General features: G+C 65.5%; 15 protein-coding genes. 7 read left to right on the top strand and 8 right to left on the bottom strand.

The features are described 5' to 3' along the window. The first annotated feature begins 417 nt into the window (after positions 1-417). Positions 418-1,293: a diaminopimelate epimerase gene (gene dapF / locus I6F37_RS36575; protein WP_225130734.1), complete on the top strand. Its 876-nt coding sequence runs from the start codon at positions 418-420 to the stop codon at positions 1,291-1,293. Then, positions 1,293-2,546 carry a tRNA (N(6)-L-threonylcarbamoyladenosine(37)-C(2))-methylthiotransferase MtaB gene (gene mtaB, locus I6F37_RS36570; protein ID WP_225130736.1) on the top strand — a complete coding sequence of 418 codons (1,254 nt, stop codon included), beginning with the start codon at positions 1,293-1,295 and terminating at the stop codon, positions 2,544-2,546. Before dapF ends, mtaB begins: the two co-directional genes overlap by 1 nt. Positions 2,547-2,713: 167 nt before the next feature. Here mtaB and I6F37_RS36565 read toward each other — a convergent pair whose 3' ends face one another. Together I6F37_RS36565 and I6F37_RS36560 are read right to left on the bottom strand one after the other, a co-directional pair. Further along, the gene (locus I6F37_RS36565) at positions 2,714-3,823 is read right to left on the bottom strand and encodes a DUF2336 domain-containing protein (RefSeq protein ID WP_225130738.1); all 1,110 of its coding nucleotides are present in this window, start codon (positions 3,821-3,823) and stop codon (positions 2,714-2,716) included. Between the two features lie 255 nt (positions 3,824-4,078). Next, the gene (locus tag I6F37_RS36560; protein ID WP_225154059.1) at positions 4,079-4,780 is read right to left on the bottom strand and encodes an RluA family pseudouridine synthase; all 702 of its coding nucleotides are present in this window, start codon (positions 4,778-4,780) and stop codon (positions 4,079-4,081) included. 57 nt (positions 4,781-4,837) lie between these two features. Here I6F37_RS36560 and ftsY point away from each other — a divergent pair, with 57 nt between their 5' ends. Together ftsY and I6F37_RS36550 are read left to right on the top strand one after the other, a co-directional pair. Continuing rightward, complete coding sequence (ftsY, locus tag I6F37_RS36555; RefSeq protein ID WP_036008849.1) at positions 4,838-5,782, top strand: signal recognition particle-docking protein FtsY; 945 nt, start codon at positions 4,838-4,840, stop codon at positions 5,780-5,782. A 122-nt stretch (positions 5,783-5,904) separates the two neighbouring features. After that, a complete protein-coding gene (locus I6F37_RS36550) occupies positions 5,905-6,507 on the top strand; it encodes a septation protein A (protein WP_036008846.1) in 603 nt (200 codons plus the stop codon). 165 nt (positions 6,508-6,672) lie between these two features. On the opposite strand, the gene I6F37_RS36545 is transcribed toward I6F37_RS36550, so the two are convergent. The 5 genes from I6F37_RS36545 to ccmA all read right to left on the bottom strand — a co-directional run bounded on the left by I6F37_RS36545 (position 6,673) and on the right by ccmA (position 9,726). Beyond that, entirely contained in the window at positions 6,673-7,266 is a 594-nt protein-coding gene (locus I6F37_RS36545) for a DsbE family thiol:disulfide interchange protein (RefSeq protein WP_036008843.1), read from the bottom strand. Then, positions 7,263-7,448 carry a heme exporter protein CcmD gene (ccmD, locus tag I6F37_RS36540; RefSeq protein WP_036040763.1) on the bottom strand — a complete coding sequence of 62 codons (186 nt, stop codon included), beginning with the start codon at positions 7,446-7,448 and terminating at the stop codon, positions 7,263-7,265. The genes I6F37_RS36545 and ccmD overlap by 4 nt, the downstream gene beginning before the upstream one ends. Further along, on the bottom strand, positions 7,445-8,236 hold the full coding sequence (locus tag I6F37_RS36535; RefSeq protein WP_225152571.1) for a heme ABC transporter permease: 792 nt from the start codon (positions 8,234-8,236) through the stop codon (positions 7,445-7,447). Before I6F37_RS36535 ends, ccmD begins: the two co-directional genes overlap by 4 nt. A gap of 91 nt (positions 8,237-8,327) precedes the next feature. Next, positions 8,328-8,996 carry a heme exporter protein CcmB gene (ccmB, locus tag I6F37_RS36530; RefSeq protein ID WP_025032861.1) on the bottom strand — a complete coding sequence of 223 codons (669 nt, stop codon included), beginning with the start codon at positions 8,994-8,996 and terminating at the stop codon, positions 8,328-8,330. A gap of 127 nt (positions 8,997-9,123) precedes the next feature. Next, the gene (ccmA, locus tag I6F37_RS36525) at positions 9,124-9,726 is read right to left on the bottom strand and encodes a heme ABC exporter ATP-binding protein CcmA (protein ID WP_225154062.1); all 603 of its coding nucleotides are present in this window, start codon (positions 9,724-9,726) and stop codon (positions 9,124-9,126) included. 241 nt (positions 9,727-9,967) lie between these two features. Here ccmA and acnA point away from each other — a divergent pair, with 241 nt between their 5' ends. The 3 genes from acnA (at position 9,968) to I6F37_RS36510 (ending at position 14,597) form a co-directional block, all read left to right on the top strand. Beyond that, entirely contained in the window at positions 9,968-12,688 is a 2,721-nt protein-coding gene (acnA, locus tag I6F37_RS36520; protein ID WP_036008823.1) for an aconitate hydratase AcnA, read from the top strand. A gap of 231 nt (positions 12,689-12,919) precedes the next feature. Further along, positions 12,920-13,696, top strand: coding sequence for a thioredoxin family protein (locus I6F37_RS36515; RefSeq protein WP_057026569.1), 777 nt, complete (start codon positions 12,920-12,922; stop codon positions 13,694-13,696). Positions 13,697-14,225: 529 nt separating this feature from the next. Beyond that, the gene (locus tag I6F37_RS36510) at positions 14,226-14,597 is read left to right on the top strand and encodes a DUF2794 domain-containing protein (RefSeq protein WP_036008814.1); all 372 of its coding nucleotides are present in this window, start codon (positions 14,226-14,228) and stop codon (positions 14,595-14,597) included. Between the two features lie 145 nt (positions 14,598-14,742). Here the strand turns inward: I6F37_RS36510 and I6F37_RS36505 are convergent, their stop codons facing one another. Next, the gene (locus I6F37_RS36505) at positions 14,743-15,273 is read right to left on the bottom strand and encodes a GNAT family N-acetyltransferase (protein WP_036008811.1); all 531 of its coding nucleotides are present in this window, start codon (positions 15,271-15,273) and stop codon (positions 14,743-14,745) included. Between the last annotated feature and the right edge of the window lie 170 nt (positions 15,274-15,443).

Raw genomic sequence — 15,443 nt, 5'->3', positions numbered from 1 at the left:
GGGCGGGCGAGGCACTTGCAGCCGGGGCGGGCGAAGCCGTCGGGGCCGGCGAGGGACTTGCCGATGCGGCCGGCGCCGGGCTCGCGGTCTGCGCCAGAGCGCCTGACAGCCCATGCGACAAGGCCGCAGCCGGGATCAGCGCGGCCAAAGCGAGGCGACGAAAAGTGTTCATTTTATTCTCCCCGAGGCCCGCTTCGTCGGGGCCTCAATTCATCAAGGCCTTACCCACCAAGGCCTTAACCCGTCCGCGCGTCCCGGTTCGCGCGAACCGCGCCGTTCTAACACGCGAGCGCCGAATTCGTCCCATGACAGATGCGTCATGGCAGGCAACTTGCCCGATGTCCCGACCCGGGTGGCAAATCACTGGCCAAGCAGCCGAGGATCGCCATATAAGGCAGGCGAAATTCGGGAATTTTCATGAGCGCGCTGGCCAACCACGCATTTGCCAAGATGAACGGCATCGGCAACGAGATCGTCGTTGTCGACTTGCGCGATTCGGCGGCCAAGGTCACGCCGGACGATGCCCGCGCCGTCGCGTCCGCGAACGGCGGCGTGGCTTACGACCAGCTCATGGTGCTGCAGAGGCCGCGGCTCGACGGCACCGAGGCCTTCATCAGCATCTACAACAATGACGGCTCCGAGGCCGGTGCCTGCGGCAACGGCATGCGCTGCGTCGTGCGCCGCATCTTCGAGAAGACCGGGCAGACCAGTGCGACCTTCGAGACGGCCGCCGGCCTGCTCAATGCCTGGCAGGGTCCGGCGCCCGACCTCTACACAGTGGATATGGGCGCGCCGAAATTCGGCTGGCAGGACATTCCGCTGGCGGAAGAGTTTCGCGACACCCGCTACATCGAATTGCAGATCGGGCCGATCGACAATCCCATTCTGCATTCGCCCTCAGTGGTGAGCATGGGCAATCCGCACGCGGTGTTCTGGGTCGACGACGTCAACGCCTACGATCTCGGCCGCTTCGGTCCGCTCTTGGAAAACCATCCGATCTTCCCCGAGCGCGCCAACATCACGCTGGCCCATATCGTCGATCGCGAGCACATCACGATCCGCACCTGGGAGCGCGGTGCCGGCCTGACCAAGGCGTGCGGGTCGGCGGCCTGCGCCACGGGGGTCGCCGCCGCGCGGCTGAAGCGCGCCGAGCGCAAGGTCGAGATCACATTGCCCGGCGGCAAGCTCGGCATCGAATGGCGCGAGCGCGACGACCACGTGCTGATGACGGGCACCGCGACCTTCGAATATGAGGGCAGCTTCGATCCGGCGCTGTTCGCGCCGGTCGCCTGATGGCCGTCGACATCGTCACCTTCGGCTGCCGCCTCAACGCCTTCGAGGCCGAGGTGATCCGCAGCAAGGCGGAAGTCGCAGGGCTTTCCGACACCATCGTCATCAACAGCTGCGCCGTCACCAACGAGGCGGTGGCGCAGGCGCGCCAGTCGATCCGCAAGTTGAAGCGCGAGCGCCCCGAGGCGCGCATCGTCGTCACCGGCTGCGCGGCGCAGACGCAGGCTGCGATCTTTGCGGGCATGGCCGAGGTCGATCGCGTCGTCGGCAATGACGACAAGATGCGCGGCGAAGCGTGGCGGGAGACGCGCCACGCTTTCGATCTTGGCGCCAGCGAGAAGATCGCCGTCAGCGACATCATGGCGGTGAAGGAGATGGCGCCGCACCTCGTCGATGGCTATGCGAGCGGCCTGCCGCGCGTCTTCGTGCAGGTGCAGAACGGCTGCGATCATCGCTGCACCTTCTGCATCATCCCGTTCGGCCGCGGCAATTCGCGCTCGGTGCCGATGGGCGCGGTGGTCGATCAGGTGCGCACCCTGGTCGAGCGCGGCCATGCCGAGATCGTGCTGACCGGCGTCGATCTCACGAGCTACGGCGCAGACCTGCCCGGCGCGCCCAAGCTCGGCCTGCTGACCAAGCAGATCCTGCGCCATGTGCCCGAGCTCAAGCGCCTGCGTATCTCCTCGATCGATTCGATCGAGGCGGATGACGACCTGCTCGATGCCATCGCGGAGGATGCGCGCCTGATGCCGCACCTGCACCTGTCGCTGCAGTCGGGCGACGACATGATCCTGAAGCGCATGAAGCGGCGGCATTCGCGGCAGGATGCGATTGGCTTCTGCGAGCAGGTACGCCGCCTACGCCCCGATGTCGTCTTCGGCGCCGACATCATCGCGGGCTTCCCGACCGAGACCGAGGACATGTTCTCGCGCTCGCTCGACCTCGTCGAGCAATGCGGACTGACCTTCCTGCACGTCTTCCCTTATTCGCCGCGGCCCGGCACGCCCGCCGCGCGGATGCCGCAGGTGGCGGGGCCGGTCATTAAAGAGCGTGCGAAGCGGCTGCGCGCGGTAGGAGAGGCGGCGCTGCAGCAGCGGCTGCAAGCCGAGATCGGCGCAAGGCGCGATGTGCTGATCGAGAGCGAGGGGCAGGGCCGCACGGAGCATTATCTGCCGGTGGCGATTGCGGGCGAGCGGGTGGGAAGCATCGTGCGGCTGAAGATTGCTGGCATTGATGGCGAGCGGCTCACGACGTAAGCAGCTGCTCTCTTCCTTCTCCCCTTGTGGGAGAAGGTGGCGCGAAGCGCCGGATGAGGGGTTGTATCCGCGCAATCGCATTGAGAGGTCATGCGCGGAGAGAGGCCCCTCACCCGTCTCGCCGCTCTCGCGGCGAGCCACCCTCTCCCGCAAGGGGAGAGGGAAAACTACGACGCCCTGACCTGCCAGAATCGCAGCGTGCGCTTGGCGTTCTCCGCCGTCATTCTCGCAAAATGCCCCTGTGTCCTCGCGATGTCCGCGGGCGTCATCGCGCCTGTCGCGAAACGGCATTCGAGCACGGCCATGGTGGTCTCCCAGCTGAGCTGTGCGGCCTTGCACGGCACCAGCAGGCCGTCCTCGCGGAGACTCTGCATCAGCGGTCGGATCACCTCGACCGTCGATCCCGACAACGCCGCCAGCGCCGCCACCGTCTCCTCATAGCGCCGCTGTGTGGCGAAGCCGAGCAACGTCGCCTCGTCGAGCTGGCCGGTGGCCTTGAGGCCGGCGATGGCGCGCTTGGCACCTTCGAAATCGCGCACCGCCGACATTTCGCGTTCGGCGCCGATGGCGACGGCGGCGATCGCGCTCTGGATCTCCTCGAACAGATGCGGCGGGGCGCGCGACAACAGGCGGGTGCGCACGGCGTCCGTCGCCGAGCGCAGCAATTGGCGGCGCAGCTCCAAGGGCAAGTCGACGCGGACGCCGACACTGACTGCGAGCTCCGGATCGCTTTCGGCCTGGCCGACGATGATGGCGAACCCTTTTCCGGAGACGCGCGCGCCGGGATTGGCCGCAAGCCGCCGGCTGACGCTGGGGTAGCGGCGCGCCAGCAGCGCGTCGGTGACGATCTCCTTCAGCCACCAGCGGCCGGCGACCGCGAGCAGATGCGGCTCGCCCTTAGCTGATGCGATCTTCACCAGCTCGCCGTCGTCGAGGCGCGCGGATTCCTGCAGCACGGGGCCGGCGATGCGGATCTCGTCATTGTTGGCGAGGCGGCGGATCACCGACGGCGGCGCCTGCGCGACCGGCGCCAGCTGCGCGCTGATCTCGGCCAGCGCCACGCGCGCTGCCACATCGGCGATGGCGCGCAGCTCGATGGTGCCGATCAGGCGCTCGAGCACGTCGTCGAACAGCGCGATCTGCTCGTCGTCGAAATTGCCGGCGGAGGAGAGGAACAGCTCGGTGACGCGCCGGGCCGTCGCCAGGCCCTTTTCCGGCGAGCCGATCCGCAGTGCGGATTCGACCTCGTCGATGATCGATAGCCCGGAATTGGTCATCGCGCGCGGCTCGTCCTGAGCGGTTACGGAAGCTTGTTCTAAGCAACCGTTATCATTAGAGGCGAGCGCTGAAGGTTTCGTAAACCATGGCACGGTAGCCGAGCACAGCCGCTTCTCGACCGACCACCGCTCCTCATCCCGAGGAGCCCCGCGAAGCGGGCGTCTCGAAGGATGGATACGACCGCGATGCGCCTGCGGGGCCTCTATGGTTCGAGACGGCGCTGACGCGCCTCCTCACCATGAGGGTCTAAGAGATTACTCCCCGTTCCACCCGCAGGCCCGGAGCTTCTCGTGCATATGCGGCGGGGCCGGCGCCACCACGCGGACCGGCTCCTTGTTCCGGGAGATCGGCACCACGATCTCGCGCGAATGCAGGTGCAGTGGCGGCTCGCCGAAGCGCGGACCGTTGCCGTAGATGTTGTCGCCGAAGATCGGCCAACCGCTCGCGGCCGCATGCACCCGCAATTGATGGGTCCGGCCGGTCACCGGTTCCATGGCAAGCCAGGTGAAACCGTCGCCCCGGCCCATCACCTTCCAGTTCGTGATCGCCTTCTGCCCTTCCGGATCCGGCTTCTGCCACCAGCCGCGTTCGGCATTGAGTCGGCCGAGCGGCATGTCGATGGTGCCTTCGTCCTCGGCAGGGCCCCCTTCGACCACGGTCCAGTAGGTTTTGCCGATCTTGCCGTGCTTGAACAAAAGGCCCAGCGATGCCGTCGCCTTGCGGTGGCGGCCGAGCACGAGGCAGCCCGAGGTGTCCTTGTCCAGCCGGTGGGCCAGCACCGGCGGTCGCGGCAGGCCGAAACGCAGCGCGTCGAAGGAATCCTCCAGATTGGGGCCACCCTTGGGGCCGCGATGCACCGGCAGGCCGGCCGGCTTGTCGATGACCAGCATCAGGCCGTCGCGATGGAGCACGCGGCCTAAGATCTCATCGGCGGTCAATTGGGGAACATCGAGCAATCGCAGGACTTTCGGTCAAGGCTTTCGTTTACGGGCCGGAACGGCTAACACGCCACCATGAACGATACCACCTCCGAGACCCCCAAGCTGAGCTGGTGGCGCCGCCTGTCCAATGGGCTGAAGCGCACCTCGTCCTCGCTCGGGACCGCGGTCGCCGACCTCGTCACCAAGCGCAAGCTCGACCGCGCCATGCTCGACGACATCGAGGACGTGCTGCTGCGCGCCGACCTCGGCACGTCAGTCGCGGTGCGCATTGCCGATGCCGTCGGCACCGGCCGCTACGACAAGGCGATCTCGGCGGACGAGGTCAAGGACGTCGTCGCCACCGAGGTCGAGAAGGTGCTGTCGCCGGTGGCAAAGCCGCTCGTGATCGATGCGGCAAAAAAGCCGTTCGTCATTCTCGTGGTCGGCGTCAACGGTTCCGGCAAGACCACCACGATCGGCAAGCTGTCGCAGAAATTCGCCTCTGAAGGCCGCAAGGTGATGCTGGCCGCCGGCGACACGTTTCGCGCCGCCGCCATCGAGCAGCTCAAGGTCTGGGGCGAGCGGACGAAGACGCCCGTCATCGCAGGCGCGCAGGGCTCGGATTCCGCAAGCCTTGCCTTCAACGCGCTCACCGCGGCGAAGGAGCAGAATGTCGACGTGCTGCTGATCGACACCGCCGGCCGCCTGCAGAACAAGGCCGAGCTGATGAACGAGCTCGAGAAGGTCGTGCGCGTGATCCGCAAAGTGGATGACACTGCGCCGCATGCCGTGCTGCTGGTGCTGGATGCGACCGTCGGCCAGAATGCGCTGTCGCAGGTCGAGGCCTTCCATCGCACCGCCGGGGTCACCGGCCTCGTGATGACCAAGCTCGACGGCACCGCGCGCGGCGGCATCCTGGTGGCGCTCGCGGAGAAGTTCAAGCTGCCGGTGCACTTCATCGGCGTCGGCGAAGGCGTCGACGATCTCGCGCCCTTCACCGCGCGCGACTTCGCCCGCGCCATCGCCGGAATCGAATAGCGTCATCCTTCGAGACGCCGCTTGCGCGGCTCCTCAGGATGAGGTCGTGCCACACATGAGGTCCTCATCCTGAGGAGACCGCGAAGCGGTCGTCTCGAAGGATGGGAGATACGGAAGAGAGAATGGACAAGACCCAGCCGCATCCGCTGTTCAAGCTCGCGACCGAGCTCGGTCCGCTGCTCGTGTTCTTCTTCGTCAACGCGAAGTTCAATCTGTTCGCCGCGACCGGCGCCTTCATGGTGGCCATCGCGGTCGCGATGGCCGCCTCTTACATCGTGACGCGCCACATCCCGATCATGGCGATCGTCACGGGGGTGATCGTGCTGGTGTTCGGCACGCTGACCCTGGTGCTGCACGACGAGACCTTCATCAAGGTCAAGCCGACCATCATCTACGGCCTGTTCGCCGCGATCCTCGGCGGCGGCCTGTTGTTCGGCCGCTCCTTCATCGCCGTGATGTTCGACCAGGTGTTCAACCTGACGCCGCAGGGCTGGCGCATCCTCACCTTGCGCTGGGCGCTGTTCTTCGCCGGAATGGCGGTGCTGAACGAGATCGTCTGGCGCACCCAAAGCACGGATTTCTGGGTGAACTTCAAGGTGTTCGGCGTCACTCCGATCACGATGATCTTCGCCATCGCCCAGATGCCGCTGACCAAGCGCTATCATCTCGCGCCGGTCTCGCTGGAGAGAAGCGAGGCCGAGGCGGGGGATGTGAGCAAGGGTTAGGCGAAGGACAGGCGAAGCGTCGCTCCACATACCGCTGTCATGCCCCGGCTTGACCGGGGCATCCAGTACGCCGCAGCTTCTCCGTATACGACTGGCGTCTCTGGAATACTGGATCGCCCGATCAAGTCGGGCGATGACAGTTGAGCGTGTGGTACGAGCGCGGCATCAGCTTCCTGCCTTCAGCGCCTTCTCCAGCTCCGGCATCAGCACGGCCTTGAGATTTTGCGGCGTGATCGGCCCGACCAGCTTGTAGACGATGGTGCCCTCGCGCCCGACGACGAAGGTCTCCGGCACGCCGTAAACGCCCCATTCGATCGAGGCGCGGCCGTTGGCGTCGACGCCGACATGGCCGAACGGGTTGCCGTAGCGGCCGAGGAAGCGCCGCGCATTGTCGGCGGCGTCCTTGTAGTTGATGCCGACCAGCTGGAAGCGCTTGTCTTTTGCCATTTCGGTCAAAAGCGGCGCTTCGTCATGGCAGGGCACGCACCAGGACGCCCAGACGTTGACGAGGCTGACCTTGCCCTTGAACGCAGCCGGATCGAGTCCCGGCACCTGCGTGCCATTCTCTTGCAATCCCTGGAGCGGCGGCAGCACGGTTTGCGGTGCGGGCCGGCCGATCAGCGCGGACGGAATCCGCGAGGGATCGCCACTCCCGAGCCGGAACCAGAACAAAAGCGCTAGGCCGATGAAGACGATCAGCGGCAGCATCACCAGGAAGGTGCGGCGCTGCGGCGAAGCGGAGGCAGGCTGATCGCTCATCGCGGCTCCGTCGCGCTGCGGCCCGACCGGCGGGTGATGCCGCGCTGCTCCAGCTCGCGCAGGCGCTGCGTCTGGCTGCGATAATCGAGCATGACCCAGCCGATCAGGATCGCGACCACGAGGGCGACAGCTGCGTAAGACGCCACGATGAAAGAGGCATAAGGACCGAGCGACATCGTCATGCAGCCCCAGCTTCGTTGGACGCGTTGTCTTCACGCGAACCGGCGGCCACTTCGCTCGAAAACGCGATCCGGCTGGCCTGCATCATCTGCAGCGAGCGGACACGGCGGCGCAAAATCTCGTTGCGCATCGCGGCCAGGTGCAGCGTGACGAACAGCAGCGTGAAGGCGACCGCCATCACCAGCAGCGGAATCAGGAACGACTTGTCCAGCGCCGAGCCGCCCATGCGCATCACCGAGGCGGGCTGGTGCAGCGTGTTCCACCAATCGACCGAGAACTTGATGATCGGCAGGTTGATGGCGCCGACCAGGGTCAGCACCGCGGCGGCGCGCGCCGCACGCGAGGGATCGTCGACCGCGCGCCACAGCGCCATCAGGCCGAGATACATCAGGAACAGGATCAGCACCGAGGTCAGCCGCGCGTCCCACTCCCAATAGGTGCCCCACATCGGCCGGCCCCAGAGCGAGCCCGTGAGCAGTGCGAGGAAGGTGAAGGCGGCGCCGATCGGAGCTGCGGCCTTGGCGGCGACGTCGGCGAGCGGATGCCGCCACACCAGCGTGCCCAACGATGCGATGCTCATCACGCCCCACACGAACATCGACAGCCAGGCATTGGGCACGTGGATGAACATGATCTTGACGGTCGCGCCCTGCTGATAGTCGTCGGGCGCGAGCGCAGCTTGATAGAGACCGATCGTGAGCAGGATGATTGTCGCGGCCGCCAGCCACGGCAACACCCGCGCTGTCAGCGCGAGGAACCGCGTGGGGTTGGCGAGGTCGATCAGCGTCATGGTATCCTGATAATCACCGGGGGCCGCTCAGGCAATCAGCACGAAAGCCCGTCGCGAAAGTTGATCCGGGTCAAGGTCCGTCGAGCCCATCTCAGTCGAGGCCATGCCGCAGGCTTGCTGCGGCCGCGAACGGGCCGATCACGAGGCTGACCAGCGACAGTGCGCACAGGATCGAGAACGGCGCGCCGAAGGTCATGGGACCGACGATCACCGCCTGCGAGGCCGCAACGCCGAAAATCAGCACGGGAATCGACAGCGGCAGCACCAGCACCGCCATCAACAGCCCGCCGCGATGCAGCGTCACCGCCAGCGCCGCGCCGATCATGCCGGTGAAGGTCAGCGCCGGAGTGCCCGCCAGCAGCGTCAGCGCCACCGCGGCCGTGGCGATCATGTCGAGGTTGAGCAACAGGCCGAGCACGGGGGTTGCGACAATCAGCGGCAGGCCGGCGGCGAGCCAATGCGCCAGCGCCTTGGCGGCGCAGGCGAGTTCCAGCGGCGTCCGGCTCATCGTGATCAGGTCAAGCGAGCCGTCCTCATGGTCGGCCATGAACAGCCGGTCGAGGGTCAGCAGGCTGGCTAGGAGGGCGCCGAGCCAGAGGATCGCAGGTCCCAGCCGCGACAGCAGCGCCAGATCCGGCCCGACCGCGAACGGCATCAGCACCACCACGGTCAGGAAGAACAGCACCCCGATCAGCGCCCCGCCGCCGACGCGAAGCGCAATCCTGATGTCCCGGCGGATGAGGGCGGCAAGGGCGGTCATGAGAGGCTTCCAGCTTCTGGGAACGCATCCGACAGCCACAGGCACACTGCGCTCCCTTCCCCCTTGTGGGGGGAGGGAATGGAGAGAGCCGAGCCCGGCCGCTTGGAAAACTGAGGGTGCCTGAACTTCACGCCACACCCCCGATCCGCAGCTCCCGCGATTCGATCCCGAGCGGGGCATGCGTCGCTGCGACGATCATGCCGCCGCCGGCCAGATGCTCGCGCATCAGGCCGGCGAACATGTCCTGACCGGCGACATCAAGCGCATTGGTCGGCTCGTCCAGGAGCCAGACCGGGCGGCGGACCGTCAGCAGCCGCGCCAGCGAGAGCCGGCGGCGCTGTCCCGCGGACAGGAATCCGGCGGGCAGATGGATGGCGTGGTCGAGCCCCACCTTGGCAAGGCTCTCGACGGCATCGAAACGCTCGCCGCCGAGAAAATCAGCCCAAAACGTCAGGTTTTCGGCCACGCTCAACGCCGGCTTCAGGGCATCGCGATGGCCGAGATAGTGGCACTGCTCCGCCAGGGTCAGCTCGCCATCGCCTCCCTCCACCGCGATCGTCCCGCCGGCCGGAACGAGCAGGCCCGCGATCAGCCGGAGCAGCGAGGTCTTGCCCGATCCATTGCGCCCCATCACAGCCACGGCCTCGCCCGACCCGGCCGCGAAATCGAGCCCGGCGAACACCTCGCGCCCGCCCCGCACGCATCTCAGCCCGTGACCTGACAGCCGCATGTCGCCTTGGTTCAGTCCGCTCACAGCCGGGCCTCAGGAAATCTTGGGGTAGCGCATGGGAATTTTTGGCTCGCGAATTGCTGCGGCACGATAGTGGCTGTGGCGGCGCGGTTAGAAAGCTTCTATAAGCCCGGAACTACTTGATGCAGCAACTCAACCTGCCCCTGCAAGCGGCCCAGCCTGATACGCTGACGGTGTTAAAATACCCTGCCGGGTATAACTAGCAATTGGGATCTCCTACATGACCTCGCTCGACAGCTTCAAATGCAAAAAGACTCTCAAGGTCGGCGCCAAGACCTATGTCTATTACAGCCTGCCCACCGCCGAGAAGAATGGTCTGAAGGGAATTTCGAAACTTCCCTACTCGATGAAGGTCCTGCTCGAGAATTTGCTGCGCAACGAGGATGGCCGCTCGGTCAAGAAGGAAGACATCGTCGCGGTGTCGAAATGGCTGCGCAAGAAGTCGCTGGAGCATGAGATCGCCTTCCGCCCGGCGCGGGTGCTGATGCAGGACTTCACCGGCGTGCCCGCGGTGGTCGACCTCGCCGCGATGCGCAACGCGATGCAGAAGCTCGGCGGCGAGCCTGAGAAGATCAACCCCTTGGTGCCCGTCGATCTCGTCATCGACCATTCCGTGATCGTGAACTTCTTCGGCGACAACAAGGCTTTCGGCAAGAACGTCACCGAGGAATACAAGCAGAACCAGGAGCGCTACGAGTTCCTGAAGTGGGGCCAGAAGGCCTTCTCGAACTTCTCCGTCGTGCCGCCCGGCACCGGCATCTGCCACCAGGTCAATCTCGAATATCTGGCCCAGACGGTCTGGACCAAGAAGGAGAAGATGACCGTCGGTAAGAAGACCGGCACCTTCGAGGTGGCCTATCCCGATTCGCTGGTCGGCACCGATTCGCACACCACCATGGTCAACGGCCTTGCCGTGCTCGGCTGGGGCGTCGGCGGCATCGAGGCGGAAGCCTGCATGCTCGGCCAGCCGCTGTCGATGCTGCTGCCCAACGTCGTCGGTTTCAAGCTGAAGGGCGCGCTGAAGGAAGGCGTCACCGCGACCGACCTCGTGCTCACCGTGACGCAGATGCTGCGCAAGCTCGGCGTGGTCGGCAAGTTCGTCGAGTTCTTCGGCCCCGGCCTCGACCACCTCTCGGTCGCCGACAAGGCGACGATCGCCAACATGGCGCCCGAATACGGCGCGACCTGCGGCTTCTTCCCGGTCGATGCCGCCGCGCTCGATTATCTCAAGACCTCCGGCCGTGCCTCGGCCCGCGTCGCGCTGGTGCAGGCCTATGCCAAGGCGCAGGGCCTGTTCCGCACCGCCAAGTCGCCCGACCCCGTGTTCACGGAAACGCTGACCCTCGACCTCGGCGACGTCGTGCCGTCGATGGCCGGGCCGAAGCGCCCCGAAGGCCGCATCGCGCTGCCCACCGTCGCGGACGGCTTCTCGCTCGCGCTCGCCAGCGAGTACAAGAAGGCCGAGGAGCCGGCCAAGCGCTTCCCCGTCGAAGGCAAGAACTTCGACATCGGCCATGGCGACGTCGTGATCGCCGCGATCACCTCCTGCACCAACACCTCGAACCCGAGCGTGCTCATCGGTGCCGGCCTGCTCGCGCGCAATGCGGCTGCGAAGGGCCTCAAGGCAAAGCCGTGGGTGAAGACCTCGCTCGCGCCGGGCAGCCAGGTGGTCGCGGAATATCTCGCCAATTCCGGTCTGCAGCCCGATCTCGACAAAGTCGGATTCAACCTGGTCGGCTTCGGCTGCACCACCTGCATCGGCAATTCCGGTCCGCTGCCTGAGGAGATCTCGAAGTCGATCAACGACAACGGCGTCGTCGCGGCCGCCGTGCTCTCCGGCAACCGCAACTTCGAAGGCCGCGTTTCGCCGGATGTGCAGGCGAACTACCTGGCCTCGCCGCCGCTGGTGGTCGCCTACGCGCTCGCGGGCAGCGTCACCAAGAACCTCGCCACCGAGCCGCTCGGCGAGGGCAAGGACGGCAAGCCGGTGTACCTGAAGGACATCTGGCCGACGACCAAGGAGATCAACGCCTTCATGAAGAAGTTCGTGACCGCGTCGATCTTCAAGAAGAAGTATGCCGACGTGTTCAAGGGCGACACCAACTGGCGCAAGATCAAGACAGTCGAGAGTGAGACCTATCGCTGGAACATGTCTTCGACCTATGTGCAGAACCCGCCCTACTTCGAAGGCATGAAGAAGGAGCCGGAGCCGGTCACCGACATCGTCGAGGCGCGCATCCTCGCCATGTTCGGCGACAAGATCACCACCGACCACATCTCGCCGGCCGGCTCGATCAAGCTCACCTCGCCCGCCGGCAAATATCTCAGCGAGCACCAGGTGCGTCCGGCCGACTTCAACCAGTACGGCACGCGTCGCGGCAACCATGAAGTGATGATGCGCGGCACCTTCGCCAACATCCGCATCAAGAACTTCATGCTGAAGGGCGCGGACGGAAACATCCCCGAGGGCGGCCTGACCAAGCACTGGCCCGACGGCGAGCAGATGTCGATCTACGACGCCGCGATGAAGTACCAGGAAGAGAAGGTGCCGCTGGTGGTGTTCGCCGGTGCCGAGTATGGCAACGGCTCCTCGCGCGACTGGGCCGCCAAGGGCACGCGCCTGCTCGGCGTGCGCGCCGTGATCTGCCAGAGCTTCGAGCGCATCCACCGCTCCAACCTGGTCGGCATGGGCGTGCTGCCGCTGACCTTCGAGGAAGGCACCTCCTGGCAGTCGCTTGGGCTGAAGGGCGACGAGAAGGTGACCATCCGCGGCCTCGTCGGCGACCTCAAGCCGCGCCAGAAGCTGACTGCGGAGATCGTCTCCGGCGACGGTTCGCTGCAGCGCGTTTCGCTGCTCTGCCGCATCGATACGCTGGACGAGCTCGACTACTACCGCAACGGCGGCATCCTGCACTACGTGCTGCGCAAGCTCGCGGCGTAAACGCGGATTTGTGAATGATGGCTCACTGCGAAGTGAGTAGAAGCCTTAACGAAGGCGGCCTATCAAAGGCCGCCTTCGCGCGTTTGCGGTACGCTTCAGATGGGCCCGCCCGGCGGAAAACCTCCCTTTGGACGGTGGCCCGGATGGATGAATGTACCGCGCCCCGTAAGACTACGGTGACCATCCGGCGATAAGATTTCCCTCTGAGAGCAACGGTGTGCGGCGTTCGACATGACGACAATGACGGCTTCCCATCTGATTCCACGTTGGTCCGGCGCCCTCTGGTCGGGAGCTCTCGGCATATGTGCGATCATCGCCGTCATTCGTCCTGCCGAGGCTGAACCCCGCGCCGTCGTCGAATTGTTCACCTCGCAGGGCTGCTCCTCCTGCCCGCCCGCCGACCAGATCATCGGCGATCTCTCCAAGGACCCCTCCGTCATCGCGCTGAGCATGCCGATCGATTATTGGGACTATCTCGGCTGGAAGGACACACTGGCGGATTCGCGCTTCTCTGCACGGCAGCGTGCCTATTCGCGCATGCGCGGCGACCGCGAGGTCTACACGCCGCAGGTCGTGGTCAACGGCTCCACCCATGTCATCGGCAGCGATCGCACCGGCATCGAGAACGCGATCGGCAAGACCGACAAGGGCACTGGCGTGATGAGCGTGCCGGTGACGATGTCGCTCTCGGGCAAGCAGATCAACGTGTCGGTAGCCGCAAGCAAGGAGCCCACGGTCTCGCGCGGAGAGGTCTGGATCTGCTCGATCGCGAAGTCGGTGCCGATCGCGATCACCCGCGGCGAGAACAAGGGGCAGCAGGTCACCTATCACAACGTGGTGCGCAGCCTGCTCAAGGTCGGCGACTGGACCGGCCGTCCGGAGAGCTGGACGGTGCCGATCGAGAACCTCACGCGCGACGGCGTCGACGGCGCGGTGGTCTACGTCCAGGACGGCAGCCGCGAGAGGCCGGGCCCGATGCTGGGTGCGGCCTACACGTCGCTGCATTGAAGCAGGCAGAACGTCTCAGCAATTGATGCTCGTCATTCCGGGGCGCGCCTCTTGGCGCGAACCCGGAATCCATTTCTCAGCTTGTGTGATGGTAAATGGATTCCGGGCTCGCGCTTCGCGCGCCCCGGAATGACGGCAGACCGGAAACATCTCGGCACAAACAAAAAAGGACCAACTTGCGTTGGCCCTCCTTGTCGTGCGTACAGACCCGATCCTGTTCGACCCCGGGGGGCTGGGGGCTGAGGAATCCGGAACCGAAAGGACCGGGTCAACGCACGTCACCCTTTTCGCAGTGCAGGGCGGCAGGCGGTTGGCGGAAAAGCGGCGATACTATGATTCCTGCTAACGATCCCGTGACGGTTTGCCGCGACGGAGTTCCACCCTTGCGTGTGCCCTGATGCGACGCCGATTCGATAGGTCGAGCCCCTTGCGATGCGGAACGGTTGGCGCAATCATGCAATTGTCACGAACGCGGTTCCGGGACGATCTTGGCGGACGCGGGTAGCCGTGCGATGAGGAGGCGCTTCCCATGAGTCTGACGTCGGAGGATGCCGATCCGAGCGAGCAGCGCGCGGCGGCGCGTCCTGCCGCGGCGCATGCGCAGCCGAACCGGGTGACGTTCAACCGGCTCGAGCTGCACCGGATTCTCAATCTCTACGGCCGCATGGTCGCCGACGGCGAATGGCGCGACTATGCCATCGACTTCCTGAAGGACCGCGCCGTGTTCTCGGTCTATCGCCGCGCCTCGGAAGTGCCGATCTATCGCATCGAGAAGGACCCGCGCCTGGCGCGCAAGCAGGGCATGTACAGCGTGATCTCGGCGACCGGCCTGATCCTGCGTCGCGGCCACGAGCTCGAGCGGGTGCTGCTGGTGATCGATCGCAAACTGGCGGTGGTGTAGACGAACCATCGATCGTCATTCCGGGGCGCGACGAAGTCGCGAGCTGGTGCGCAATTGCGCACCCGAGAATCCATCCCTCCACCGCCCCTGCCGTTCAATGGATTCCGGGTTCGATGCTGCGCATCGCCCCGGAATGACGGATGAACTACTTCCCCGGCACCGTGCTTGCGCCCTCGCCGAGGTCGCGTTGCATCATCACGGTGTCCAGCCAGCGGCCGAATTTCAGCCCGACACTGGGATGTGTGCCGATCATCTTGAAGCCGCACCTTGTGTGCACGCCGATCGACCCGGCATTGGCGGAATCGCCGATGACAGCGATCATCTGGCGAAAGCCGCGCGCTTCGCATTCGACGATCAGCCGTTCCAGCAGCATTGAGCCGACGCCGCGGCGGTGGAAGGACGGATCGAGATAGATCGAGTTCTCCACCGTGAAACGATAGGCGGGCCGCGGCCGGTAGGCGCCGGCATAGGCATAGCCGGCCACGCGGCCGTCCAGCATGGCGACGAAATAGGGATAGCCGCCGTCGATCAGCGCGCGATAGCGGCGCGTCATTTCCGAGAGGTCGGGCGGCTCCAGCTCGAACGTCGCCGTGCCCTCGCGGACGGCCTGCTGGTAGATGGCGGTGACGGCGGGGAGGTCGGCCTCGGTGGTGGGCCTGATATCGGGTGCGGACATGGGGGAAGGATAGAGCGTTCCCTGAGGGGCCGGAAGAGGCTGCGCTGCCTCCACACCCGTCATTGCGAGCGCAGCGAAGCAATCCAGAAATGCATCTGCGGAGGGGCTCTGGATTGCGTCGTCGCATCGGCGCAAAATTGCTGCGCAATTTTGTCGCGAGCTCCTCGCAA

It is taken from the genome of Bradyrhizobium sp. NBAIM08, from assembly GCF_020193935.1.
GTDB classification, from domain to species: Bacteria; Pseudomonadota; Alphaproteobacteria; order Rhizobiales; family Xanthobacteraceae; genus Bradyrhizobium; species Bradyrhizobium yuanmingense.
Note: the sequence above shows the minus strand (reverse complement) of the source record. Positions and strands in the feature narration are given on the sequence as shown.